The organism is Mesobacillus subterraneus (assembly GCF_003937825.1).
In the GTDB taxonomy this organism is placed as follows: Bacteria; Bacillota; Bacilli; order Bacillales; family Cytobacillaceae; genus Mesobacillus; species Mesobacillus subterraneus.
On record NZ_RSFW01000009.1, the window covers coordinates 31004 to 55362 of the forward strand.

General features: G+C 45.1%; 21 protein-coding genes. All 21 read right to left on the bottom strand.

Annotation, left to right across the window (positions count from 1 at the left end):
* Positions 1–226: 226 nt before the first annotated feature.
* The 21 genes from EJA10_RS05735 to infB all read right to left on the bottom strand — a co-directional run bounded on the left by EJA10_RS05735 (position 227) and on the right by infB (position 24348).
* Positions 227–1321, bottom strand: a complete 1095-nt coding sequence (locus EJA10_RS05735; protein WP_246017698.1) for a BMP family lipoprotein — start codon at positions 1319–1321, stop codon at positions 227–229.
* Positions 1322–1407: 86 nt separating this feature from the next.
* On the bottom strand, positions 1408–2133 hold the full coding sequence (locus EJA10_RS05740; protein ID WP_125479060.1) for a GntR family transcriptional regulator: 726 nt from the start codon (positions 2131–2133) through the stop codon (positions 1408–1410).
* Positions 2134–2429: 296 nt separating this feature from the next.
* Positions 2430–4781 carry a DNA translocase FtsK gene (locus EJA10_RS05745; protein WP_125479061.1) on the bottom strand — a complete coding sequence of 784 codons (2352 nt, stop codon included), beginning with the start codon at positions 4779–4781 and terminating at the stop codon, positions 2430–2432.
* A gap of 155 nt (positions 4782–4936) precedes the next feature.
* Positions 4937–5149, bottom strand: coding sequence for a YlzJ-like family protein (locus tag EJA10_RS05750; RefSeq protein ID WP_125479062.1), 213 nt, complete (start codon positions 5147–5149; stop codon positions 4937–4939).
* Positions 5146–5886, bottom strand: a complete 741-nt coding sequence (locus EJA10_RS05755; RefSeq protein ID WP_425462076.1) for a ClpP family protease — start codon at positions 5884–5886, stop codon at positions 5146–5148. Before EJA10_RS05755 ends, EJA10_RS05750 begins: the two co-directional genes overlap by 4 nt.
* Before the next feature lie 171 nt (positions 5887–6057).
* On the bottom strand, positions 6058–7728 hold the full coding sequence (locus EJA10_RS05760) for a ribonuclease J (protein ID WP_211340536.1): 1671 nt from the start codon (positions 7726–7728) through the stop codon (positions 6058–6060).
* 349 nt (positions 7729–8077) lie between these two features.
* A complete protein-coding gene (dapA, locus tag EJA10_RS05765) occupies positions 8078–8944 on the bottom strand; it encodes a 4-hydroxy-tetrahydrodipicolinate synthase (protein WP_125479063.1) in 867 nt (288 codons plus the stop codon).
* Positions 8945–9005: 61 nt separating this feature from the next.
* A complete protein-coding gene (dapG, locus tag EJA10_RS05770) occupies positions 9006–10250 on the bottom strand; it encodes an aspartate kinase (protein ID WP_125479064.1) in 1245 nt (414 codons plus the stop codon).
* A 40-nt stretch (positions 10251–10290) separates the two neighbouring features.
* A complete protein-coding gene (gene asd, locus EJA10_RS05775; RefSeq protein WP_125479065.1) occupies positions 10291–11340 on the bottom strand; it encodes an aspartate-semialdehyde dehydrogenase in 1050 nt (349 codons plus the stop codon).
* Between the two features lie 319 nt (positions 11341–11659).
* On the bottom strand, positions 11660–12256 hold the full coding sequence (locus EJA10_RS05780) for a dipicolinate synthase subunit B (protein WP_125479066.1): 597 nt from the start codon (positions 12254–12256) through the stop codon (positions 11660–11662).
* Positions 12253–13155 (bottom strand): dipicolinic acid synthetase subunit A, encoded by a 903-nt coding sequence (gene dpaA, locus EJA10_RS05785; protein WP_125479067.1) that lies wholly within the window; start codon positions 13153–13155, stop codon positions 12253–12255. The genes EJA10_RS05780 and dpaA overlap by 4 nt, the downstream gene beginning before the upstream one ends.
* A 179-nt stretch (positions 13156–13334) precedes the next feature.
* Positions 13335–13580 carry a YlmC/YmxH family sporulation protein gene (locus EJA10_RS05790; protein WP_125479068.1) on the bottom strand — a complete coding sequence of 82 codons (246 nt, stop codon included), beginning with the start codon at positions 13578–13580 and terminating at the stop codon, positions 13335–13337.
* Positions 13581–13913: 333 nt separating this feature from the next.
* Positions 13914–15146: a M16 family metallopeptidase gene (locus tag EJA10_RS05795; protein WP_125479069.1), complete on the bottom strand. Its 1233-nt coding sequence runs from the start codon at positions 15144–15146 to the stop codon at positions 13914–13916.
* Positions 15147–15231: 85 nt separating this feature from the next.
* Positions 15232–16194, bottom strand: coding sequence for a polysaccharide deacetylase family protein (locus EJA10_RS05800; RefSeq protein WP_125479070.1), 963 nt, complete (start codon positions 16192–16194; stop codon positions 15232–15234).
* Between the two features lie 262 nt (positions 16195–16456).
* Positions 16457–18571 (bottom strand): polyribonucleotide nucleotidyltransferase, encoded by a 2115-nt coding sequence (pnp, locus tag EJA10_RS05805; protein WP_125479071.1) that lies wholly within the window; start codon positions 18569–18571, stop codon positions 16457–16459.
* 298 nt (positions 18572–18869) lie between these two features.
* Positions 18870–19139 carry a 30S ribosomal protein S15 gene (rpsO, locus tag EJA10_RS05810; protein ID WP_125479072.1) on the bottom strand — a complete coding sequence of 90 codons (270 nt, stop codon included), beginning with the start codon at positions 19137–19139 and terminating at the stop codon, positions 18870–18872.
* Between the two features lie 123 nt (positions 19140–19262).
* On the bottom strand, positions 19263–20216 hold the full coding sequence (gene ribF / locus EJA10_RS05815; RefSeq protein ID WP_125479073.1) for a bifunctional riboflavin kinase/FAD synthetase: 954 nt from the start codon (positions 20214–20216) through the stop codon (positions 19263–19265).
* Between the two features lie 84 nt (positions 20217–20300).
* Positions 20301–21218, bottom strand: coding sequence for a tRNA pseudouridine(55) synthase TruB (gene truB, locus EJA10_RS05820; RefSeq protein WP_125479074.1), 918 nt, complete (start codon positions 21216–21218; stop codon positions 20301–20303).
* A 137-nt stretch (positions 21219–21355) separates the two neighbouring features.
* A complete protein-coding gene (rbfA, locus tag EJA10_RS05825; protein ID WP_125479075.1) occupies positions 21356–21736 on the bottom strand; it encodes a 30S ribosome-binding factor RbfA in 381 nt (126 codons plus the stop codon).
* An 18-nt stretch (positions 21737–21754) separates the two neighbouring features.
* Positions 21755–22036 (bottom strand): DUF503 domain-containing protein, encoded by a 282-nt coding sequence (locus EJA10_RS05830; protein ID WP_125479076.1) that lies wholly within the window; start codon positions 22034–22036, stop codon positions 21755–21757.
* Positions 22036–24348 (bottom strand): translation initiation factor IF-2, encoded by a 2313-nt coding sequence (gene infB / locus EJA10_RS05835; protein WP_125479077.1) that lies wholly within the window; start codon positions 24346–24348, stop codon positions 22036–22038. Before infB ends, EJA10_RS05830 begins: the two co-directional genes overlap by 1 nt.
* Positions 24349–24359: the final 11 nt, after the last annotated feature.

The window sequence follows — 24359 nt, forward strand, 5'->3', positions numbered from 1 at the left end:
TGTATTAGACTCTATACCTATTAAGAATAGCGTAAGCGCCCTTGTCAGCTTCCCAAACATTCACCGGGCATCTTTGGAAGTCATGTAACAACATCCTTTTGGTAGGCCGGTAATTTGGGAGCCAGGCTCTGGAGCTGTACATTTTTACTTCGAAAATGTTCAAAATTTTTCCTTTTCGAGTTCGATAGACAAAAGAGACGGAAGAGACCGTCTCTTTTGCACTATTTTACTTGAATAGATCGCCTTGTTCAGCAGAAACCTTGATTTCTTCAGATTTGACCTTTTCGTATACTTCCTTAACCTTACCAGCTGTTTCGTCGCTCAGGTTAGGGTTTTTCTCAGGAAGTCCGATACCATCGTTCTTAGCGTCGAAAGTCAATGTTTCTCCGCCTGGGAACTTGCCATCGATTTCAGCTTGAATCATATCGTAAGCAACCTGGTCAAGCTTCTTCATAGCAGAAGTAAGGATGACTGACTTGTCGCCATCGTACTTACCGTCTTCGAACTGGTCAACGTCAACACCTACGATCCAAACGTTTTCTCCAGCTTTCGCACGGTTCTTCGCTTCGTTGATCGCACCAACACCGACACCGCCAGCAGCAGTGAAGATAACATCTACGCCACGATCATAGAATTGAGCTGCGATTTGTCCACCTGCAGCAGCATTGTCAAATGAACCCTGGTAAACTACGTTTTCAGCTTTGATTGTTACATTCGTGTCAAGATTTTCATTTGCATATTTAAGACCTTGTTGGAAGCCCCAGTTGAACTTTTGTACAGCAGGGATTTCCATACCGCCGATGAATCCAGCTTCGCCTTCTTTCAATTCAACCGCTGCAGCTACACCAGCAAGGAATCCTGATTCATGCTCTGCAAAGAATACCGCTACAGTGTTTTCTTTAACAACAGGGTTGTAATCTCCATTGTGCGGATTTCCATCAAGAATGACGAATTTAGCATCTTCATATTTATCCTGGGCTTGGAAAACAGCTGTTTCGAATTTAAAGCCAGGTGTAACGATGAACTTATATTCTGCATCATATAAGTTGCCGATTTCTTTTAAGTATTCTGCTTCAGTAGTTCCTGCTGGCTTAAGGTATTTTGTCTTAACGCCGAATTCTTTCTCAGCCGTCTTGATTCCTTCCCAAGTACCCTGGTTGAAAGATTTATCATCAATCGTACCTGCGTCAGTAACCATACCTACTCTCAAGTCTGACTGCTTCTCATCCGAACCGCCTTTTTCGTCGCTTCCGCAACCTGCCAACATTGTACCTGCCGCTAAAAGCAATGACATTACCAAACCAAATTTACGCTTTTTCAAGGTTTGTACCCCCCAGAGAATGTTTGTGATTTCGCAGGAATGTTCTGAAAAACCAATCAGTTAGCGTTTTCATTTCCTTAAAAAAATTAAATTCTTTTTCTAAGGACATGAAAACTGAACTTGTCGGCTTTAAAGTAATTGACCGAATAAAGAATTGGTACATCGTTTTCATCGAAGTGCATCTGTTTCAACACTAGCAGTGCTGTTTCGGGTGCACACTCGAGAATGGGAGAAATCTTCTCATGATAGCCAATCGGCTCGATTTGGGCCACTGCGTAAGTGACCTTCCGATTTGATTTGATCTCCAGGAGATGAAGTAATGATTCATCTGCAAAAGAGAAATCTTCCGGCAGGATGCTTGCAGGAATCTTGTCCAGACAATAGACAACAGGTTCCCCATTAGCAGTTCTGACCCTTTCGACGAGTGTGATTTCATCATCAAGCGAGCATGAAAAACGACGAATATCTTCTTCGGTTGGCCCAGTAGTCGTTGAGTTTAAGAAGATTGTACCAGGCTTCATCCCTGCCTGCTCAATCATTCCCGTCACGCTGTTAAGCTGCTCGATACCTGACTCGAACAATGGTTTGGCGTTGACAAAGGTTCCTACATCATGCCTGCGAATAATGACATTTTCCTCTTCAAGGATTCGCAATGCTTCGCGGAGAGTCGCCCTGCTAACTCCAAGCTGTTTGGCAAGATCGAATTCTGAAGGCAATTTTTCTCTCTCTTTATATATACCTTTTTGAATATCTTGCTTCAGGTGATCGATTACTTGTAAATACAGGTGCCGGTTATCTGACTTGATCGACATGAGGCGTTCCTCCAACCTTTGCTCAAGACATCAGACATCTGATGTATAGCATTCCTACTAATCGAAAATACTATAACACTTTTTTAAAGAGAAATAAATAGTGTTTCATGATTTTGTCGAAAAAAGCTAGAATAACCAAAATCGTCAATTTTTTTAGGTCAAAAAAACTAGATTTCTGGTATAATAGCATTTTGTAAGCGTTTTTAATAGTATGACATTATTAGTTTCCTCCATGAGGTTTGAACTATATAAATTGGAAAAAGCCAGATGAATCCATCCGGCTTTTTCCAATTTATTTAAGCTTCCTCTGACTTTGCTACCAGGACGTTTCGCGGCTTGCTTCCCTCATAAGGCCCGACGACACCGCGCAATTCCATTTCATCAATCAGTCTGGCTGCACGGGAGTAGCCGATCCGGAACCTTCTTTGGAGCATCGACACAGATGCCGTTTGCATTTCTACCACAAGATCCACCGCTTCACTGTATAATTCATCCTCGACCTCCGAGGTGTTCTCCGGAATGTCTTCAGGAATCATTTCTTCCTGGTACTGAGCCTTTTGCTGCCCGATGACATAGTTGACGACATCTTCTACCTCTTCATCCGAGAGGAATGCACCTTGTACCCTGACAGGCTTGGATGCGCCAACCGGAAGGAAGAGCATATCACCCCTCCCCAGCAGCTTCTCGGCACCACCCATATCCAGGATGGTCCTGGAATCAGTCATGGAGGAGACTGCAAAGGCAATCCTTGAAGGGATGTTCGCTTTGATGACCCCGGTGATGACATCCACTGAAGGTCTCTGGGTGGCGATAATCAAGTGGATCCCTGCAGCACGAGCCATCTGGGCAAGTCGTGTGATTGAATCCTCTACATCTGATGATGCGACCATCATTAAATCCGCGAGCTCGTCCACGATGACCACGATGAACGGCAGAAGCGGCTGATTCGCTTCTTCCTCGTTGTTGTACTTTTTTATATATTCATTGTAGCCTTCTATATTCCTTGTTCCTGTATGAGAGAAAAGCTCGTAGCGCCTCTCCATCTCGCTTACCACTTTCTTAAGTGCCTGCGATGCCTTTTTGGCGTCTGTCACAACCGGAGCAAGCAAATGCGGAACTCCGTTGTATACATTAAGCTCTACCATTTTCGGGTCAATCATCATCAGTTTCACTTCATGTGGTTTCGCCCTCATCAGGATGCTGGTGATGATACCATTGATACATACACTCTTACCGCTGCCTGTAGCTCCGGCAACAAGCAGATGGGGCATTTTATTTAATTCCGCGAGTACTGCCTCACCAGTTATATCCCGCCCAAGTCCGATTTGGAGCTTTGACCCTGGCTTATTGTGCTGCTTGGACTCAATTACTTCCCGCAATGACACCATAGCCACCTCGGAGTTCGGAACTTCTATGCCTATCGCCGACTTACCCGGGATTGGCGCTTCAATCCTGATATCCTTTGCAGCAAGTGCCAGTGCCAGGTCATCATTAAGGCTGACAATGCGGCTGACCTTTACACCGACATCCGGATGGACTTCATATTTTGTTACGGCTGGTCCAAGATGGACCTGAGTAACGCGAGCTTTGACTCCAAAGCTCTGGAATGTCCTCTCGAGCTTTGCCGCGTTCGCATGAATCAGTTCATACTCGCCGCTTTGATCCGTTTTATTTGGCAGCTTCAAAAGGCTGACTGGCGGTAGTTCATACGCCGTATTTTCCACCTCAGTAAACGTTATCGGCTGCTGGAGCTCTTCTGCCTCATCACCCGATTCCTTTTGAGGGCTTTCCTTCTTCTCCGCCTGCTGTGGTTGAGCTTCATTCGGATTCGCATACGCACGCTCGGCAAAACTAGAAATAATCGGTTCAGGAGCTGGCTCCTCGGCTAATTCAATCGTCCTTTCAGCAGTTGCTTCCTGTCCGGCGGATTGGCTGGCTCGGTTTGTCTGGCTATTTTGCCTTTCTGCCTGCCTCGCTTCACGCTGGGCAATCCTTTTCTGCTGCTGGTTTTCTTTCCATTCCTTCATGTCATCAATAAATGACTTCCATTGACCAGAGATGAATCTCCCAATAGGCAGAATGATTTTACCAGCAGCCTCGCTGAATGTCCTGCCGGTGACGAGGATTCCCCCGATGACGATTAACAGGAAGGCGATTAACTGGGAACCGGCTGCATCAAACAAATAATAAAACAATGCGAACATCACCGCACCGATCATTCCGCCTCCAAGATCAGTTGTGCTTGTTTCGCCTTTGACCTCCATTACATACAGATCAAACGTATTTTTGATTACGCTTGGGTCCTCGAATTTCCCTCCGTTGGACAAAAGCTCAAACAAAGTTACGTGGCTTAATAATAGGATTGCACTGATAATCAAGTATGTACCAATCAATTTAGTGTGAAAAACAAATGGAAGACTGCGTTTCCACATAATATAGATGCTGAATACCACCAGCCCAACTAAGCTTAGCATATACCATTCCCCGAAGAAGAATCGGAAGAACAGTACCACTGCTTTTCCAACAGCCCCTAAATCAGCCATCGCGATTATGGCTAGTGCCAGCATCGCTAACCCGGCAAGTTCATACTGAACTGTAGATTTCAATGTATTTTTCTTTCTGGATTGCCGTCTTTTCTTTTTGGCCATTTTATCACCTGATATTTATAGCTTCACTTACAGCATAATCAACCAGTCTGTTTTCCAAACTTCCATAAGAAGAAAAGCAGCCTGATTCGGCTGCCAATGCTGAGTGTATCCATATTATATCATAATTACCAGTTCAACTGGGACAATCCTTTTTCCTAAGATAACGAAATTTTCGCACCGGGCATACAAATTGGATCCATATAATGATTCGGATCCGTGCTCATCACCCTTACAACACGGTATTCATGAGAATCTGTCCACTCGGCCATGATTGGAATCCCATTATAGGATAACATCACCTGGTTTACAGCTTCCTCCTGGGTTGGAGGGAAAACCTGTTCTTGAGGCATCATTGTATAAAGAATCATTGCACCATCACTTCATCCTTTGGTTTAGTCAAATCAATCAGCTCATTCAGCTTCTTCATCGCCTGTCCTATGCCGCCGACCTCATGGATGAGACCAGTTTGTACAGCGTCATGGCCAACCACATTCGTTCCAATATCCCTTGTGAGGTTTCCTTTGGCGAACATCAGCTCTTTAAAGGTCTCTTCGGCAATATTGGAATGCTTCGTAACAAAATTGATGACTCTTTCCTGCATTTTATCGAGATATTCAAAGGTCTGTGGTACTCCAATCACAAGTCCGGTCAGTCGAATTGGATGAATCGTCATCGTTGCCGTTTCTGCAATAAATGAGTAATCACAGGAAACCGCGATTGGGACCCCAATAGAATGACCACCGCCAAGCACTAAAGACACAGTGGGTTTCGAGAGCGAAGCAAGCATTTCTGATATCGCCAGTCCCGCTTCCACATCACCGCCGACAGTGTTTAAAATAACAAGCAGGCCTTCAATGTTAGGATTTTGTTCAATCGCGACAATTTGAGGGATCAAATGCTCATATTTTGTTGTTTTATTATGCGGAGGCAGCTGCATATGTCCCTCGATTTGACCTACAATCGTCAAACAATGGATTTTTGAATCCTGAGAAAGCTGCGGCACATTTGTTTGACCGAGCTGCTGGATTTTTTCCAGAAGACCAGAAGGCTTATTCTCTTTGTCCCCCTGCTGTCCTTCCTGGTTTTCTGAACCGACATTATTCATTTCATTATCCATCCGTAAAATGCTCCCTTCAGACATGATAATTTTAGTATGAACATCCTCTTTATTTTCATTCGAGACATGGGTTTTATGGTACATCTTGAATAAGGTATATGCAGGCTTGTCTCCAAAGAAAAAAGCACAGGCATTCAATGAACACCAGTGCTTCATATTTTATTTCACTTCCATGATGATCGGCATGATCATGGGTCTCCGTTTTGTTTTTTCGAACAGGTATTGGTGAAGCGAGTCCCGGATGTCCTGCTTCATGCTGCTCCAGTCGAAGGATTCTTTCGAAACATTCTTTTCAACAATCTCCCTCACCAGCGCAGAGGAATCGGCCATTAGCAGCTCGGATTCCCGCACATAGACAAATCCGCGTGAGATGATTTCTGGTCCGGCCACGATTTTTTTATCTGCCCTGTTCAATGTCACCACAACGATCAGGACCCCATCCTGAGAAAGCAGTCTCCGATCTCTCAGGACAATATTGCCTACATCACCGACACCGATTCCGTCAATCAAGGTATTTCCGGCCGGTACTCGTTCGGTTACCTTCATTTTTCCGCCGGAAATCTCAATGACATCGCCGCGATCGGGAATGTAGATATTCTCTTCAGGTATTCCGCAAGAGAGTGCAACTTTCTTGTGAGCTTTCAGCATCTTGTATTCACCATGAACCGGGATGAAGAATTTAGGGTTCATCAGATTGATCATGAACTTCAATTCTTCCTGGCTGCCATGGCTTGAAACCTGGACACTTCTTTTGCTCGAAACAACTGTTGCTCCTGCACGGTACAGCATATCAATGGTTTTATAGATGAAAACTTCGCTTCCCTTTAATGGTGAAGCCGCAATCAAAACTGTGTCGCCTTCCTTAATATTAACCTGCGGATGTGATTGTTTAGCCATTTTTTGCAGCGCTTCAATTGGCTCTCCCTGGCTGCCTGTTGTTAAAATGACAACTTCATCATCTGATAAGCTTTTAATATCGGCAACAGGGATAATGAGGTCTTCTTCTACCATTAAGTAGCCCAGTTCGAGAGCGATGTCGTAAACTCGCTTAAGGCTTTTTCCAACTACAGCCACCTTACGCCCGTTTGCAGCCGCACTGTCGAACAGATGTTGAATCCTGTTTAAATCAGAAGCGAAGCAGGCTGCGATTATTCTGCCTGGGGCATTATAGAATACGTTGGAAAGTTCCTCTACCACCACCGATTCAGAAGGCGTGTAACCCGGTTTTTCTGCATCAGTGCTATCTGACAGCAAACAGAGGACACCCTTTTCTCCAATAGCGGCCATCTTGCCAATTTCAGGTTTATAAAGTGCCGAGGCTGCCTGGTCAAACTTAAAATCACCTGTATGTATAATTGCGCCTTCTGATGTATGGATACTAACGCCAACAGAATCCGGGATGCTGTGATTGGTCTTGAAAAATGAAACAGTAGCCGAGCCAAAGTCCAATACGGTGTCAGAATTGACTTCATGAAAACCCACCGTACCCGAGTAATCCTGTTCTTTCATTTTTTCTTTTGCGAGTGCGAGCGTGAGTTTCGTGCCGTATACCGGGGCATTGATCTTTCTCAATACATATGACAGTGCCCCCATATGGTCTTCATGTCCATGTGTCAGAAAAATGGCCTTAACCCTGTCACTGTTAGATTTTAAATAGGTGATATCAGGAATGACAATGTCGATCCCCAGCATCTCATCCTCAGGGAACATCAGCCCCGCGTCCACAACAAATAGATCTCCGTCCACTTCGGTGACATACATATTCTTGCCGACTTCCCCAACGCCACCAAGCGCGATGATTTTTATATTTTCAGTATTCTCCGTTTTCAAGACTATGTTCCTCCTATGTTGATATATGCCGACCGTGACCAGTTAAAATCATTATACTTGATGACAGAAAATCTTTACAACTTTATTCTTTATGATGATTTCCAATGACTTCCGAGCGGAGAGTTACGGAATTGGCGGGCGCTGGGCATGGTGGTTGGGTGGGTTTACCCAACTAATGTACAGTGGAAATTGCTCTTGGTTGGTATTATCGCGGAAGTGGTCGATATATTTAATAAAGCAGGCCATTTCCTATTAACATTTCTTTTTTAACTTCGTTCATCTCTCTGATTTTCACGAAGGTATAAAGAATAAATAAAGGCCAGCCCTCAAAGGCTGGCCTTGCAATGATTTATTTGAATAGATTTGCTACTGCAGTTCTTTCCTGTTCTGTCAGAGGCACCATTGGCAGGCGTACGGATCCGACATCCAGTCCTTTTAGCTGCAAAGCGGTTTTAACAGGTCCCGGACTTGGAGCTGCGAAGAGTCCTTCCATGATCGGGAGCAAACGCTGATGAAGTTTGGCAGCGTCTTCGTTTCTTCCGCTGAAGAAGGCTTCGACCATTGCCTGCATCTCATTTCCAATCACGTGGGACGCGACGGATACGATTCCTGCTCCGCCGATCGCAAGAACCGGAAGTGTCAGGCCGTCATCACCACTGTAAAGAAGGAAGTCATCTGGTGTGTTGGCAAGGATTTTCGTCATCGCGTTCAAATCTCCGCTCGCTTCTTTTACCGCGACGATATTCGGTATTTCAGCCAGCTTAATGATTGTTTCAGGCTGGATGTTAACAACAGATCTCCCAGGGATGTTGTAGACCATTACCGGAAGCGATGTTGCTTCTGCAGCAGCTTTGAAGTGCTGGTAGAGGCCTTCCTGGTTCGGCTTGTTGTAGTATGGCGCAACGATCATGATGGCATCCACGCCGATCTGCTCTGCTTTTTTCGTCAGTTCGATGGTAGCATAGGTGTTGTTGCTGCCTGTTCCTGCGATGACAGGGACGCGCTTATCAACCACCTTCACTACATGCTGGAATAATGCCAGCTTTTCTTCTTTAGAAAGAGTTGGAGATTCTCCAGTAGTCCCGGCGACTACAAGGGAATCTGTTCCATTATCGATTAAATGGTTGATTAGCTGGGTAGTTTTTGCGAAGTCAATGTGACCTTTGTGGTCAAAAGGGGTCACCATTGCTGTAGATACTCTTCCGAATTGAACCATTCCTGTTCACTCCTCTTATTTCCGGCTTCGCCAGGCAGTCGCTGGGAAGCTTTAAATCAATTTAAATATCATGTCGCTCGAATTCGACTGTTTCTTCCTCGAGCTGGAAAGCATCGTGCAGCGCATTTACAGCTTTGCGCAGATCATCTTGCTTTACAAGGACCCAGATTGTCGTATGGCTGTCAGCTGATTGCAGGATACGGATTCCTTTTTCAGACAATGCCGTCACGATCTTCGAAGTGACACCTGGGACTCCAGCCATACCGGCACCAACAACGGATACCTTGGCACAGTTCCGCTCTATTTGCGGGATATGTCCCAATCCCTCAAGGACCTTTACTGCACGGTCGGTCATTTCGTCTGAAACGGTGTAAACGACTCCGTTTGGTGAGATATTGATGAAATCCACGCTGATATTTTCATTGGCCATCGCTTTGAAAACTTCAGATTGCAGGTTATATTGATCTTTCTTTGCGAACACCTTAATCTGGCTGACATTCGATACATGTGCAATTCCAGTAACAGGGCGCTCCTTGATATCTGTTCCTTTGTTCTCGCGGTTCAGTGTTGTGACGAGTGTGCCAAGGCTTTCAGAATAAGTCGACCTAATCCGGATTGGCACTTTTGCCTGCATGGCAATTTCTACGGCTCGCGGATGGATGACTTTTGCCCCCTGATAGGCCATATTGCATACTTCCGTATAGGTAACGACTGATAACGGTCTCGCATTTTCGGCAATGCGCGGGTCGGCGGTCATGATCCCTTCCACATCTGTGAAAATATCAATCCATTCCGCATTAAGAGCCGCTCCTAGTGCTGCTGCGGAGGTATCGCTGCCTCCTCTGCCGATTGTTGTCACGTCTCCGTTTTTCGCAGCACCCTGGAAACCGGCAACGACCACAACGTCAACCTGCTCAAGCTCTCTCAGAAGGCGGTCGCATTTCATGTCGAGGATCCTGGCATTTGTGTGCTCGCTGTTCGTTCTGAATCCAGCTTGTGCCCCGGTAAGAGCTGTCGCGTTGATCCCGTTTTCAAGCAGCATATTGGTAAACACAACACTTGAAATCGTTTCGCCGCAAGAGAGCAATAGATCATGTTCACGCTTGCTGATTTTGCTGTCACTGCCGCCAATCAGGCTAAGAAGAGTGTCCGTTGCGTACGGATCACCCTTCCTTCCCATTGCCGAGACAACTACAACCGCTTTGTATCCATCAGTAATCGCATTTTTAATATGGCTCATGGCGTGGCTGCGGCTTTGCTCGTCACGCACTGAAGTGCCGCCAAATTTTTGAACGATAATTTTCATCGTAACACCTCAGAAATTCTGTCTTAGATCATGTTTGCTTTTATTTTACAAGGCCCAGCTTCACAAGACTTTCAGCAATCTGGACCGAGTTCCATGCTGCGCCCTTCAGAAGGTTGTCGGAAACGACCCACATATGGAATCCGTTATCGTTATCCAGGTCCTTCCTGATTCTGCCGACAAATACATCATTTTTACCGACGCAGAATGCAGGCATCGGGTATAGCTGCTGTTCTGGGTCGTCCTGGAGAACTACTCCCGGCGCATCCGCCATCAGTTCTTTCACTTCTGCTGCAGATACTCCGCCCTGGCCAACCTCAAAATATAATGACTCAGAGTGTCCTGTGCCTACAGGCAGGCGCACACATGTAGCGGCAACCTGAAGCTCAGGCATGTGCATGATTTTCTTTGTTTCATTAATCATTTTCATTTCTTCGTACGTAAATCCATTATCTACGAAAGTATCGATTTGCGGAATGGCATTGAAAGCGATCTGGTAATGCTTTTCACCTGATTTTACTGGCAGCACTTTTGGTTCATACTCTTCCCCATTGAGGATAGCCTGTGTCTGTTCTTCAAGTTCCTGGATCGCTGCAGCCCCTGCCCCAGATACTGCCTGGTATGTCGAGACAATGATCTTCTCAAGTCCGTATTTCTTGCGTAAAGGTTCCAAAGCAACGACCATTTGGATGGTAGAGCAGTTCGGGTTTGCAATGATGCCATTATGGTTGTGCAAATCTTCCTCATTCACTTCCGGCACTACAAGCGGCGTATTTTCATCCATTCTGAAAGCACTTGTATTGTCTACCACGATCGCACCACGTTTCACTGCTTCTGGCGCAAGTTCCTTCGATACGCTGCCGCCTGCGCTGAACAGCGCAATATCCACACCTTCGAAGCTCTCTGGTTTTGCCTCCAGGACAGTTAGTTCTTCCCCTTTATACTGTACCTTCGTACCAGCTGATCTTGCAGATGACAGCAATAAAAGCTCTGACACAGGGAAGTCCCTGCTTTCAAGCGTCTGAATCATCTGCTGCCCTACTGCTCCTGTTGCTCCTACAACTGCTACACGGTAACCTTTTCTCTCTGACATTGCTGTTTCCCCTTCCACTACCATTATCGTTTTGATATCCCCTTATTTTGCTGGGTTGTTATAAACATAAGTATAAAACGGCGGTTCAAATTATAAAACCGCCTTGTATATTATCCTATATTTTATCATAATCAAACATTAAGGAAAGAAACATTTTGCTTCACTGCCGGAGAAAAGCGTTTCCAGCTTAAAATAGGGCTTTGTTTATGCGAGCTAATCGTTCTCAACGGCTGCATTGTTCCTTCATCATTTTTGGCTCAAGGCTCTATGAGACCCTGCCGGCAGGACTTCTCTATGAAAAGCAGTGTACTCTAAAACGTTAGTTATCTTTGTATCGTTCCACCAGGACTGGCTGGATCTGTTTGCCCTCCATAGCCGCAACGATGGTTTCTGAAAGCAGTCCCATCCTCGCCACCATCGAATTTGGCTTCTTGACCGGATCATCCTGGCCAAATGGTATCATGTAAATATTCTTGGTGGCCATCAACTTCATCAGATTCATTCCATTCAATCCTAAAGCATCGTTTGTCGAAATGCCAAGGACAACCGGCTTCAGGTTCCTTAATGTTGCTTTTGCTGCCATCAGGACAGGTGAATCTGTCATTGCGTTGGCGAACTTGCTCATCGAGTTTCCAGTCAGCGGGGCAATGACCATACAATCCAGCGGAATCTTCGGTCCAAGCGGTTCTGCTTTGACAATCGAATCAATCACTTTATTGCCTGTAAGCTCCTCAATCCGCTGTACCCAATCCTCACCTTTTCCAAAACGTGTTTCTGTATTTTTAACAGTGAACGTCACCACTGGCAGCACTTCAGCGCCTGCATTCACCAACTTTTCTATTTCAGGAAAGACAGCATCGTACGTACAATGAGAACCTGTTAATCCAAATCCAATCTTCTTACCTTGTAAATTCATGCTTCTTTCTCCTTTCGGTGTAAAAAGTCTTCCATAAGCAGCTGAGAAAGAACGTTAGCTAAAATTTGGCCTGCCGTTTTTGGGGCAACAATCCCCGGAAGTCCAGGTGCAAGCAATGCCTTGATCCCACGTTTTTCCGCATAGCGAAAATCCGTTCCACCAGGTTTGGATGCAAGGTCAATGATCAATGTATGAGCTGGCATCCTTGAAATCACTGATGCTGTTACAATTTGATGAGGTATGGTGTTGATGCAAATGTCGGTATCTGAGACAGCCTTCGCAGTGTCAGAAAGCAGGAAAGGTTCAAGCCCCATTTCTGCAATCCTTGCGATATGCTCGCTTTTTCTTGCCCCGACCTTAACTTTGGCTCCTAAAGCATGGAAAGTCCGCGCAACACTCATTCCGACCCTGCCCAATCCAAGGACTGAGACTCGTGAACCGTGAATCGTAAAATCAGTATGCTGAATCGCCATCATGATCGTTCCTTCAACAGTCGGGATCGAGTTGTAAATCGCTACATCGTCCCGCTCGAAAAGCTGTACCAATTTACGATTCGACTGCTTCGTGATACCAGTCAAATAGGCATTGCTGATGCCTGAATAGACTGTGCAATGCTCGGGAGTCCGTTCAAGCATTTCCTTTATAAGCACGACCCGTTCATTGGAAAAAATCGTTTCTACCTGGCCTTCCAGACTCGTTCCTGGTACCGGCAGGATCAATGCATCCTGGACGGAAAAATCCACTTCATCTATCTTTTCTTTTGAGGCACCTGTAAAAGCATGGTCCAACTGCTCGAAGCCTATTAAAGAAAGTTTTGCATCAAGCTCTGTCAGCTTGCGAATAATCTCCAGCTGTCTCGCATCACCGCCGATAATCGCGATTTGCATTCCTGTCAGCATGAGAACAATCACCTTCTTTTCCATTAATCCTGGAATCTATATTCAATCAATTTGAACTACTTCAACATCATATGTAGCGACCTGGGAATAGGTGAGTTTTCCATAAAAGAAAAGCGCCGGCAGTTATACCGGCGCTAAAATACCTGAGGCAAAGAAATAAGCCGGCTTCTCAGCCCGCTTCATTCTTCTTCATCCGGTATGTCGATAATGATCATGTCTGATCCGATCTTTTTGATATGCTTCCAGGGGACGCGGACTTCTCCGCCTTGTTTGCGCAGCCCAAACCATTTCAGGGAAGGGATGATCAATGCTTCAATCTGGCCGGTCCTTTCATTGATTTCAAGATCGGTCTGGCCAAGAACTCCCAATCGCTCTGCCCTCTTAACATCGACGATTTCCTTTCCGCCAAGTTCACTTAATTTCATGATGCCCTCCTGTCACTTTGTCCTTATTCTATATGTATCTATGAAGTGATGGATTTAGAATACAACAAAATAAAAAAAGCCTGGCAGGCTTGGAATCCTTAAATAATAGGCTCAGTTAAATTAAAATGTTGATATTAACACCTGTTGATTGTAGTGGAAGGCGCGTAGACTCCTGCGGGATCAGCTGGACAGCTGAGACCCCGCAGACGCCAATGGCGGCGAGGAGGCTCAGCGCCAGCCTCGCGGAAAGCGAAGCGCCTGGAACGAAAATCAACAGCCAAATTTAACAGAGCAAAAAATAAAAACAGCAGCTTTTCAGCTGCTGTCCATTTTCTATATTTTTGGCAATTCGCCACTTGGGCTGATCAATGACACGGAGAAATTATCGGTAAAGATATTATTTGCCATTGTATCTACACTGTTCTTGGTTACCTGATCGATCTGTTCCACAATCTCGTCAAGCGACCTGTGTCTTCGAAGAAGCAATTCATTTTTTCCGTTCCGGCTCATCCGGCTGTTTGTGCTTTCCAGACTCAGCATCAGGCTGCCTTTCAGCTGTTCCTTGCTGTTGTTGAGTTCTTTTTCAGTGATTCCCTCAGCTCTCAGCGTGCTAAGTGTTTCCTGGATTGTTTCGTAAAGTACATCCAGCTGGTTTGCACCAGTACCGCCGTATATTGTTACAATTCCACTGTCCTGGTAGGCAGAATGGTAGGAAAAGACTGAGTAAGCGAGACCACGCTGCTCACGGACGTCCTGGAACAGACGGCTGCTCATGCTGCCTCCCAGCACGTTGTTTAACACAATCAAGCTGTAGACATCCTTATGGCCGATTTGCAAACCTTCAAACCCAAGGCACAGATGTGCTTGCTCTGTTTCCTTCTTGCGGGATACATGCTTCGCATGGAACTCCGGTTTGACATGATTGATACTCTCTTTGCTCGCTTCGTATGAACCAAAGAACTCCTCAGCATTCTTAATGAATGACTCTGGCACATTACCGGCAATGGAAATAACGACATTTTCAGGTGTATAGGTTTCATGCATATACTGTGTCAGCTTTTCCCCTGTAAAGCTCTGGAGCGTTTCTTCTGTCCCAAGGATCGGATAACCTAGCGGGTGGTCTCCGTAAATTGCCTGACTAAGCAAATCGTGGACGATATCATCAGGAGTATCCTCATACATCTTGATTTCTTCATTCACAACATTTTTTTCCTTATTCAGCTCTTCTGAATCAAATGTTGAATGAAAGAACATATCTGCCAATACTTCCAGCGCAAAATGGGCATGATTATCTAAAACTTTTGCGTAATAGCAAGTGTATTCTTTCGAAGTAAAAGCGTTGACCTGGCCGCCAATGCTGTCGAAGGATTCGGCAATCTCCCTTGCAGACCTTGTTTTGGTCCCTTTAAAGAACATATGCTCAAGGAAATGGGAAATCCCATTATTTTCGGGGTTTTCATTACGGGAGCCCGTACCGATCCATACACCGATCGCAACCGACCGGACAGTTGGTATTTGTTCTAGTACGATTCTTACACCGTTTTGGCATGTATATTTCTTTATCAATTATATTCCTCCTCTGGAACCTGCTGCTAAAAATACTGCATTTACTAAGTATAGTCCATTTAACTTACTTTTTCCAAATACAATGCTATTCTTGCATCTTTTTTGACATTACCCTTTTTTCACTCAACATATCCGATACAGTGCCGATTTGCAATTCCTTCCCTTTGATTTGTGTAATTAACTGGTCTAGAGAAGCAGCCGTTGACTCTGTTGGATGCATTAGGATCAACGCCCCATTATGGACTTTCCCCATGACCCTGTTGATTAACTTTTCAGGCGATGGTTTTTGCCAATCGATTGTATCCACACTCCACATGACGGTTCCCAACTTATGTGCAGCCGCTATTTCGACCACTTCGTCCTTGTAGTATCCACTTGGCGGAGCGAACCACTTTGTCTGCGCTCCTGTTACCGCCTCGATCACTTCGTTCGTTTTCCGGATTTCTTCGTTGATCGCCGGTGCGGATAGCTGTTTCATGTTAGGGTGTGTAAAGGAATGATTCCCTAACTCATGCCCTGCATCGGCAATCATTTTTGCCAGTCCCGGGTTATTTTTTACCCATCTTCCCTCAAGGAAAAAACTCGCTTTGACATTATGTTTTTTCAGCGTAGCCAGCATGCCTGACAGGTACTCGTTTCCCCAGGCAACGTTGATGATGAAGCTGACCATCGGTTTTTCCGGATGTCCTTTGTAGATTGCCATAGGAGGTAAATCACTTAAATGCACTTCAGGTGACACTTCCTGATAGACAAGTTTATCCGGATCAAATTTTCCATCCTTTTTCATCTTTTCATGAGATGCTTTTACATCGATCTTTAGTCCATTATAGCCTGGGATCAGCTTCCATACCGGATCCTTCCTGGCATTAGAAGGTTCGACTTCATATTCCTTCCCCTTTGTTTCAATTTCAGCAATCAACGAATGTTCTTGCCCGGCAACTGGCATTGTCTCTGTCTTCAGTCCTGTAACATATGTATGGGAAAATGGATTATTCACTGTGAGCCAGGCGCCGATCAACAGTGCTGAAATCAATACAATCTTTCTCATATTCATTTACCTCCTCTTTATTAAGGCGCTCAATTGAAATGACTAAGTGAGCATTCCCACCAAAAAAAATTCCATCGTGAAGGGCCTATTTTACTTTATGAAAGCAAAGGACAAGGTAGAACGAGAGACGTTGCATGGTTATTAATAATATGAAAAGTGACTGGCTTAGCCAGGAACAACGTTTACGAAAAACAGCCTAAAAAAAAGAGGCTGTCAAAAAAGGTTTTCATTAACCTCTTTGACAGCCTCTTTGTTATAAAACTTATTGCTTTTCAGCCTTTTCCCGCTGTTCTTTAAGGACTGCTTTGCGAGAAAGATTCACTCTTCCTTGTTTGTCGATTTCAGTTACCTTTACAAGGAGCTCATCTCCAAGCTTCAGGACATCTTCGACTTTTCCTACCCGCTCTTCAGCAAGCTCGGATATATGAACCAAACCATCTTTTCCTGGGAAGATTTCGACAAACGCACCGAACTTTTCGATACGGCGTACTTTACCAAGATACATTTGCCCAACTTCAACTTCACGGACGATGTCTTCGATGATTTTCTTAGCCTTTTCGTTCATCTCTTGATCAACTGACGCGATGAAAACTGTACCGTCTTGCTCGATATCAATTTTTACGCCAGTTTCTTCAATGATTTTATTGATTTGCTTGCCGCTTGGTCCAATGACATCGCGAATTTTATCCGGATTGATTGTCATCGTGATGATCTTCGGAGCATACTTGGAAAGCTGGCCGCGCGGCTCCTGGATTGTCGCCATCATGGATTCGAGAATCTGCATGCGGCCTTTTTGCGCCTGTTGCAATGCTTCTTCAAGGATCTCACGTGAAAGGCCTTCGATTTTAATATCCATTTGAAGGGCTGTTACACCCTTGGCAGTACCCGCTACCTTGAAGTCCATATCGCCAAGGTGGTCTTCCATGCCCTGAATATCAGTCAGGATGGTATAGTGCTCTCCTGATTTGACAAGACCCATTGCGATACCGGCAACCGGAGCCTTGATTGGAACACCCGCATCCATCATAGCAAGTGTGCTTGCACAGATACTAGCCTGGGAAGTTGAACCATTCGATTCCAACACCTCGGAAACAAGGCGGACTGTATATGGGAAATCTTTTTCACTTGGAATAACTGGCTCAAGTGCTCTTTCTCCCAGTGCACCGTGACCGATCTCCCTGCGGCCTGGTCCTCGGATCGGCCCAGTTTCACCTACAGAGAATAACGGGAAGTTGTAATGGTGCATGAAGCGCTTTTCTTCTTCGATTCCAAGCCCATCCAGAATTTGGACATCTCCCATTGCACCTAATGTACAAATGCTGAGCGCTTGCGTCTGGCCTCTTGTGAATAACCCTGAACCGTGAGTTCTTGGGAGGAGACCAACTTCAGAAGAAAGCGGACGGATTTCGTCTGCGCCCCGGCCGTCAGGACGGACTTTCTCTTCAGTGATCAGTCGGCGTACTTCGCCCTTAACGATTTTATCAAGGATTTGTTTTACTTGCTTAAGCTTGTCGTCATCTGCTTCCAGTTCTTCAAAACGGGCCACGACAGCATTCTTGACTTCTTTAATTGCATCTTCACGCGCATGTTTTTCCTGGACCTGAATCGCAGCAAGCATGTCTTGCTCGCAAATTCCACGAACTTCAGCTTCCAGCTCTTTATCTAACTCAAAAAGTTTAATTTCTCTTTTTTCTTTGCCGACCTTAGCGACAATTTCCTGTTGGAAAGCAATCAGGCGCTTGATTTCATCATGACCAAACATGATCGCTTCAAGCATAACTTCCTCAGGAACTTCTTCAGCACCGGCTTCAACCATGTTAATGGCATCCATCGTGCCAGCTACTGTCAGATGCATATCACTTTTTTCTGTTTCTTCAACAGATGGATTGATGATGAATTCACCGTCAACCCTTCCAACGATGACGCCTGCGATTGGTCCTTCAAACGGGATATCCGATACGGATAGCGCCAGGGAAGAACCGAACATTGCTGCCATTTCTGATGAACAGTTCTGGTCAACACTCATGACGATGCTGATTACCTGGACATCGTTCCTGAACCCATCAGCGAATAACGGACGGATTGGACGGTCAATCAAACGGCTCGCCAGGATCGCCTTCTCACTTGGGCGTCCTTCACGCTTAATAAAGCCGCCAGGGATTTTACCAACAGCATATAAACGCTCTTCATAGTTAACAGTCAATGGGAAGAAATCAAGATTCTTCGGTTCTTTTGAAGCAGTTGCTGTACTTAGGACAGCTGTATCGCCATAACGGACAAGGACGGCGCCATTCGCCTGTTTTGCAAGCTGCCCGATTTCGACTGTCAGCTTGCGCCCAGCCCAGTCAAAGGAAAAACTTTGTTTTTCTTGTTCCATGCTTTTTTAGCCCCTCTCTACCACAATTCCACCCGGGATTTGCCCGGGGATTTATTTAAAACAGCACAAACGCATGTCTTATAACAAATATACCTTTATAACGAATAATAAAACCATGGACATCCATTCCTGAAAAGGCTTGTCCCCCGTAAGGGCTGTTGTTCACGGTATGTTTCAGTTAAATGAATATAAAAAGTCTTTTATGTTATATTATGCTCAAAAAAGGAGCGCTTCATATCTATGTACTTAACAAAATTTTTGCCTAATAAAAAAGCGGGATAAATCCCGCTTTAACAGACTATCTACGTAGACCAAGCTTGTTGATTAACTCGCGGTAACGAGAAACGTCCTTGTTACGAAGGTAAGTCAAAAGGTTACGACGCTTACCTACCATTTTAAGAAGACCGCGACGTGAGTGGTGGTCCTTCTTGTGAGCGCGCAAGTGCTCGTTCAATGTGTTAATTTCTTCAGTAAGGACAGCGATTTGAACTTCTGGAGATCCAGTATCACTTTCGTGAGTCTTGAATTCGTTGATCAGTTCGTTTTTACGTGCTTTAGTGATTGCCATCCGTGTTCACCTCCATTATTGTAATCCCCTGTTACCGAGCAAGCGTCGGTGACTCGACTTGCCAAGCAAAGGTTCTTTTTAATACGTTAATAAGAATACAACTTTTTACGACAAAAAGCAAGTCTAACCCTTGTTTTTTTCAAAGTATAACATGGCTTCCTGCTTATCCTTTTCAATTTGGGCAACAAGCTGCTGAATACCCTCGAATTTCCGCTCATTCCTCAAATGCTTATGCCACTCCACCTTCACTTGTTTACCATAAATATCATCATTGAAATCGAATATATGCACCTCGGTAGAAGGTTTGTCCTTCTTCTCTTTGTGGAAGGTCGGTTTATAGCCGACATTGCACACCCCATCATTCCATGCCCCGTCAATTTCGATGCGGACAGCATAAACACCTGTCGGCGGCAGGATGTACTGGTCATCCACCAGCACATTTGCAGTCGGAAAGCCAATGGTCCTTCCCCGTCGCTCTCCATTCACGACTGTTCCCTGTGTAGTGTAGTATCTTCCGAGGAGTCCGGGCATGGCATCCATCTTTCCTTCCCTGAGCTGAGAACGGATCAATGTTGAACTTATTTTTATCTCTTCCGGTGTTGCAAGTTTTGAAATGACTGTAAAATCAAATTGGTTTCGCGAATGGAACTGGATGGTCTCCATTGTCCCTTTGCCCATTTTTCCATAAGAATAGTCAAACCCTGCCACAACATGCTTCACATTCAAACCAATAATATATTGGTCAATGAATTCCTGTGGCAGCAAACTGGAAAATTCGGTTGTGAAATGGATGACAAACAGATAATCCACACCGATCCTTTCTATAACCCTCGCTTTTTCATCCAGCGGAGTAATATACTCTATATGCTTTACGCTTTTCCCAAGCACGACTGAAGGATGCGGATCAAATGTCATGACAGCGCTCTTGATTCCCTTTGAATCCGCTGTCTTCTTCGCTTCCATGATTACCTGCTGATGCCCAAGATGGACACCATCGAAGTATCCAAGTGCCATGGTCATTTCAGGAAAATCAGTTTTTTTATAATCATGAGGATGGTTTAGCTTAATCAATTCCACGATTTCAACTCACCTTTTCTGGCCCAGCTGCTCTTAATGGTTTTAACAAGAATCGAATGCCTCCAGGGCAATCGATCATGAACCTTATTGATCATTTCTTAATACTTTATCAGGCTTCATCATGCCGGCTTTCTCAGGATGAGCCCTGTAAATGGCGAGCGCTTTTCCGTCTTCTGTTTCAACTGCAATCGGCCCGCTTATATCCTTTAAATCCTCCGGTATCATAAGCCGTGCCCCGTTTTTCACTTTCTCTGCTACTTTATCATTAATGCGATATTTCGGCAAATAAGAAATACCAGCTTCCAACGGCTGCAGGGCATCGTCGATTGTGCCCTCTTCAACCATGGTTTCAAGCTGTTCAAAAGTAAAGCAATCCTCCAGTGAAAACCCGGCTGATTGAATCCTGACGAGTGATGACATATGTGCCGGATAGCCCAATTTCTCACCGATTGTCACGGCCAGGGTCCGGATATATGTTCCTTTGCTGCAAGAGACCCTGAATTTAAAACTCACTTGCTCACCTTCGAATCTCTCACGATCATCCAAAAGTTCAATATCGTAAATGGTGACCTTTCTGGAAGGTCGTTCCACTTCAATCCCTTGCCTGGCATATTCATACAGTTTTTTTCCATTTACCTTCACAGCTGAATACATTGGCGGAGTCTGCTCGATCTCACCCGTCAGTGAGCGGAGGACCATTTCTACTTCCTCTCTAGTTATCGCGCGGTCTACCGGCATTTCTTCAACCTTGTCTCCTGAAGCATCTTCTGTTGTAGTTGTAAACCCTAGTGTTACTTCACCTTCATAAGCCTTCCCAGCATCCGTTATGTATTCTGCAATTTTTGTTGCTTTGCCCACACATATTGGCAGTACCCCCGTCACATCCGGATCCAGAGTACCGGTATGGCCTACTTTCTTTGTCCTCAATAGCTTCTTGAGTTTAAAAACACAGTCATGCGAGGTCATCCCTGCTGGTTTTAGCAGTGGCAAAATCCCTTCCATGTCCTGGCCCCCTCGTTTTTTTATGTATAGCATAACGTTGAAGCACTGCTCAACTGAGGAGCAGTTGGCAGTAATCCAATTGAAAAAAATGGATAGACAATATGTCTATCCATCTTTCCATATCGAATTAAGAGTCCTTAATCCGTTTCTTTGTCCTGTTCTTCATTAGCTGGCTCTTCATCCCTGTGCAATTCGTGAATCAATGAATTGATGCGGTTTCCATATGCCATTGTTTCATCAAACTCAAAGATCAGTTCAGGCGTTTTTCTTAAGCGGATTCTTTGGCCAATTTCTGTCCTGATAAATCCCTTTGCTTTCGCAAGTCCCTTAAGGGTGTTTTCCCTCTGTTCTTCGTCACCTAAAACAGAAATATACACTTTTGCCTGCTGAAGGTCTCCCGTTACCTGAACATCGGTCACTGTAACGAAACCCACTCGCGGATCTTTAATTTTGCGGCTGATGATATCGCCAAGTTCTTTTTTCATTTGTTCCCCAACACGATTTACTCTATGACCCATTTCGATCACCTCGTTCTATTAAAGCCATTCTATTTCGGTGATGGTACGTTCGATCTCTGGAAAAGAGTCGATCATTTTCAAAGCGTTCTGCAATTCCCTTTCAGTCGAGACCCTGGATGCCGAGACAGCGGCTACCGCGATGGTTGTCCGCTGCCAGACGTCCTGGTGATCCACTTCCGCAACCGAAACATTGTATTTTTGTTTCAGCCGAGTGATGATCCGCTGCAGAACCGCTCTCTTTTCTTTTAGAGAATGAGCATCATAGATGATGCACTCACAGGCGGCTAAGCCTACTACCATTAACGTTCCACTTCTTCCATGATATATGCTTCGATGACGTCGCCTTCCTTGACATCTTTGAAGTTTTTAATGGTAATACCACATTCATAGCCGGCTGATACTTCCTTGGCATCATCCTTAAAACGTTTTAACGCATCAACTTCACCTTCGAAGATGACGACGCCGTCACGGATTAAACGAACGCCGCTGTCACGGGTAATCTTACCGTCAGTGACATATGAACCGGCAATCGTCCCGATCTTTGATACCTTGAACGTCTGGCGGACTTCAGCCTGGCCAATGACCTTTTCGGCATAAACAGGATCCAGCATGCCCTTCATCGCAGATTCGATTTCTTCGATTACTTTATAGATAATGCGGTGAAGACGGATGTCGACACTTTCTGATTCCGCAGCACGCTTCGCATTATTGTCAGGGCGGACGTTGAAACCAATGACGATTCCGTTGGAAGCCGCCGCAAGAGTGATGTCAGACTCATTGATCGCACCAACACCTGTGTGAATGATCCTTACATTCACACCTTCAACATCCAGTTTTTGAAGCGCTGCTGCGAGTGCTTCCACTGAACCTTGAACATCAGCTTTAATAATTAGATTTAGGTCTTTCATTTCCCCTTGTTTCATATGTTCAAACAAAGTATCGAGACTTACGCGGGCTTTTTCGCTGCGCTGTGCCTGCAATGCTTGTTGCGAACGGATTTCACCTATTTGGCGGGCTGTCTTCTCATCATCAAATACAACGAAACGGTCACCAGCCTGAGGTACGTCATTCAAACCTGTGATTTCAACCGGAGTGGATGGTCCTGCTTCCTTGACTCGGCGGCCTAGGTCATTGACCATTGCACGTACGCGGCCGAATGTGTTACCGACAACGATCGGGTCACCGATTTTCAATGTTCCATTCTGTACAAGCAATGTCGCGACAGACCCACGGCCCTTATCAAGCTGGGCTTCGATTACCGTACCCATCGCATTGCGCTTCGGATTCGCTTTGTATTCTTCCACTTCTCCAACTAGCAAGATCATTTCCAGCAAGTTGTCGAGACCTTCTCCAGTCAATGCAGAAATCGGAACAAAGATGGTTTCTCCGCCCCATGCTTCTGGAACAAGACCATATTCAGTAAGTTCCTGCATAACACGATCAGGATTTGCAGTCGGTTTGTCCATCTTGTTAACAGCAACGATGATTGGCACATTAGCTGCTTTCGCATGGTTCAAGGCTTCCACTGTTTGCGGCTTCACACCATCATCAGCTGCAACGACCAGGATCGTGATGTCCGTAATCTTTGCACCGCGTGCACGCATGGTTGTGAACGCTGCGTGACCAGGTGTATCAAGGAAAGTAATTTTCTTGCCATTTTCTTCGACCTGGTAAGCACCAATATGCTGAGTGATTCCGCCTGCTTCGCCAGCAGTCACTTTCGTGTTACGGATTGAATCCAGCAAGGTTGTTTTACCATGGTCAACGTGTCCCATGATGGTGACAACAGATGGTCTTTCCACTAATGATGCCTCTTCGTCTTCAGAGAAGTATACCTCAAGGTCAGTTGCATCAATCTTGATTTCTTCTTCGACTTCGACACCATAATCGGTAGCAATCAATTCGATTGCATCTTTGTCCAGGTCCTGGTTAATCGTTGCCATGACACCAAGCATAAATAACTTCTTGATGATTTCTGAAGGCTCGCGATTAAGCTTCTTGGCAAGTTCTCCAACAGTCAAGGACTCGCTGAATGTAATTTTCGAAGGTAGTTCTTTAACCTTTTTAGGCTGCTGAGCTTGCGGCTGCTGCTGCTTGCCTCTATTTTGCTGCTGCTGGTTTCTGTTCTTATTGTTCTTGTTTTTATTCTTGTTGAACGGCTTATTGTCCGGCTTTTTAGCAGCGGCTGTTTTTACTTTTTCCGGTGTAGTTGCGCGGCGCTCATCATCAGAAAATGCACTTGCAGTGGTTTTTAGCTGAGGCTGAGGCTGAGCCTGGTTGTTCCGCTGCTGGTTTTGAGCTTGATTTCGGTTCGGGTTCTGGCCACCTTGGTTGCGATTCTGACCCTGGTTGCCCTGGTTGCGATTTTGGCCTTGACTGCGGTTCTGACCCTGCTGGTTCTTCGGCTGGCTTTGCTGTTGTTTCGGCCTTGCCTGTGCCTGCTGTCTATCTTCTTTCTTGTTGTAGATGGCATCCAGCTTTTTAACTGTGTCATCTTCCATCGCTGTCATATGGTTAGAGACCTCAATATTCATCTCTTTTAATTTTATAATCACGTCTTTACTCGATAAATTATGCTTCTTTGCATATTCATAAACGCGTGTTTTACTCATATTTTCACCCC

Coding starts and splice junctions, on each gene's coding strand:
- EJA10_RS05790 (WP_125479068.1), bottom strand. CDS start 13,580: ATGAAATTAAGTGAACTTGGCGGAAAGGAAATCGTCGATGTTAAGAGG.
- EJA10_RS05780 (WP_125479066.1), bottom strand. CDS start 12,256: ATGAATTTACAAGGTAAGAAGATTGGATTTGGATTAACAGGTTCTCAT.
- dapA (WP_125479063.1), bottom strand. CDS start 8,944: ATGGTTCAATTCGGAAGAGTATCTACAGCAATGGTGACCCCTTTTGAC.
- EJA10_RS05755 (WP_425462076.1), bottom strand. CDS start 5,886: ATGAATAATGTCGGTTCAGAAAACCAGGAAGGACAGCAGGGGGACAAA.
- EJA10_RS05740 (WP_125479060.1), bottom strand. CDS start 2,133: ATGTCGATCAAGTCAGATAACCGGCACCTGTATTTACAAGTAATCGAT.
- dapG (WP_125479064.1), bottom strand. CDS start 10,250: ATGAAAATTATCGTTCAAAAATTTGGCGGCACTTCAGTGCGTGACGAG.
- rpsO (WP_125479072.1), bottom strand. CDS start 19,139: ATGGCAATCACTAAAGCACGTAAAAACGAACTGATCAACGAATTCAAG.
- truB (WP_125479074.1), bottom strand. CDS start 21,218: ATGGAAGGGATTTTGCCACTGCTAAAACCAGCAGGGATGACCTCGCAT.
- pnp (WP_125479071.1), bottom strand. CDS start 18,571: ATGGAACAAGAAAAACAAAGTTTTTCCTTTGACTGGGCTGGGCGCAAG.
- rbfA (WP_125479075.1), bottom strand. CDS start 21,736: ATGGGTCATAGAGTAAATCGTGTTGGGGAACAAATGAAAAAAGAACTT.
- infB (WP_125479077.1), bottom strand. CDS start 24,348: ATGAGTAAAACACGCGTTTATGAATATGCAAAGAAGCATAATTTATCG.
- EJA10_RS05745 (WP_125479061.1), bottom strand. CDS start 4,781: ATGGCCAAAAAGAAAAGACGGCAATCCAGAAAGAAAAATACATTGAAA.
- asd (WP_125479065.1), bottom strand. CDS start 11,340: ATGTCAGAGAGAAAAGGTTACCGTGTAGCAGTTGTAGGAGCAACAGGA.
- EJA10_RS05800 (WP_125479070.1), bottom strand. CDS start 16,194: ATGAGAAAGATTGTATTGATTTCAGCACTGTTGATCGGCGCCTGGCTC.
- dpaA (WP_125479067.1), bottom strand. CDS start 13,155: ATGCTGACAGGAATGCAAATCGCGATTATCGGCGGTGATGCGAGACAG.
- EJA10_RS05750 (WP_125479062.1), bottom strand. CDS start 5,149: ATGATTCTTTATACAATGATGCCTCAAGAACAGGTTTTCCCTCCAACC.
- EJA10_RS05830 (WP_125479076.1), bottom strand. CDS start 22,036: ATGGTAGTAGGCTTAGCCGCCTGTGAGTGCATCATCTATGATGCTCAT.